The 1,461-nt window shown below is 40.9% G+C and carries 1 protein-coding gene; it reads left to right on the top strand.

Annotated elements, in window-relative coordinates; genetic code table 11:
• Positions 1–152: 152 nt before the first annotated feature.
• Entirely contained in the window at positions 153–1,442 is a 1,290-nt protein-coding gene (locus CDG76_RS35650) for an ISAs1 family transposase (protein ID WP_094350813.1), read from the top strand.
• Positions 1,443–1,461: the final 19 nt, after the last annotated feature.

Genomic DNA, 1,461 nt, shown 5'->3' with positions numbered 1-1,461 from the left:
CAGGGTAAGCTCATCTAATTTTGTATAAAGATAACTTGACAAATCAAACAAGATGAGGATGGACGACGCTGTAAAAAACGTACTTGACATCAGAGCAAGATAAGTGAGATGAATTCAATGCTGTCGTCGAAAAACTAAAGGAATTAAGCTTTATGTCTGAGGGCTTTGAAACTAAATCAGCTGTAGCTAAAGAAAGTTCTCGTCAACAGCGAAAGCCTATACAGATAGCATCCATTGAGGCTATTCAACAGAGTTTAGTGGAGCATTTATCTGACATCAAAGACCCAAGAGTAGAGCGAACCAAAAAACATCAACTCACAGACATTCTGGTAATCGCAATTCTCGCAGTTATAGCCGGAGCGCAAGGATGGGAAGATATTGAGAATTATGGCATTAGTAAACAAACATGGTTAGAAGATTTTTTGGCATTACCACACGGAATTCCGTCAGATAGCGTAGCGTTAGCGAGTCTTCGAGCGTCTGATACTTTTCGACGCGTATTTGAGTTTCTCGACCCAGAAGCATTAAATCGATGCTTTTTGAGATGGGTAGAAACCCTTGTTGCTAAGATGGGAGGAGAGATTATCCCCATAGATGGTAAGACGATTAGAGGTTCCTATGACCGAAATCAAGGCAAGTCAGCACTCCATGTCATTAGTGCTTGGTCTAGTGAACAAAGTCTAGTTTTGGCACAAATGAAAGTAGAAGAAAAATCCAATGAGATTACTGCCATTCCGGCATTATTAGAGTTATTAGATATCACTGGCTCCATTATCACTATTGATGCAATGGGGACACAAACTGAAATTGCCAAACAGATTATTGACAAGAAAGGTGATTATGTCTTGGCACTTAAAGCTAATCATCCGACTCTCTATTCTCAAGTAACCGAATGGTTTGAAACCGCTCTTGTAAATAATTTTTGGGGGATTGATTTCAGTTATGACAAACGTATTGAGAAAGGACATCATCGCCGGGAAATTCGTGAAGTTTGGACTGTACCCGTTATTGCAATTCCTGAGCTTTATCAACCCAAATTATGGGCAGGATTACAAACCTTGGTTATGGTCGTCCGTGTGCGTCATCTTTGGAACAAAACTACCCGCGAAGTTCAGTTTTATTTGACTTCTTTACACAGCGATGCTCAACTTATTGGTCGGGCTATCCGAAAACATTGGGGCATTGAAAATCAGGCTCATTGGACGCTTGATTGTACTTTTGCCGAAGATGCTTGTCGCATTCGTTCTTTCCACAGTCCCCGAAATTTTGCCCTTCTACGACGCATTGCTCTTAATGCTCTCAATCGTGAACAGACCTACAAACGTAGTCTCCGTCAAAAAATGAAACGCACCGCTATGGATAACAATTATATGATTCGGGTTCTCAGTTGTTGCTTCATTGACAATACATTACATTCTTCTGAGTCCTTGTGTCAAGCCTGATTGAGATGCTCTTACCCTG

The organism is Nostoc sp. 'Peltigera membranacea cyanobiont' 210A (assembly GCF_002246015.1).
Classification (GTDB): Bacteria; Cyanobacteriota; Cyanobacteriia; order Cyanobacteriales; family Nostocaceae; genus Nostoc.
This window is presented reverse-complemented; position numbering and strand designations above follow the sequence as displayed.

Coding starts and splice junctions, on each gene's coding strand:
- CDG76_RS35650 (WP_094350813.1), top strand. CDS start 153: ATGTCTGAGGGCTTTGAAACTAAATCAGCTGTAGCTAAAGAAAGTTCT.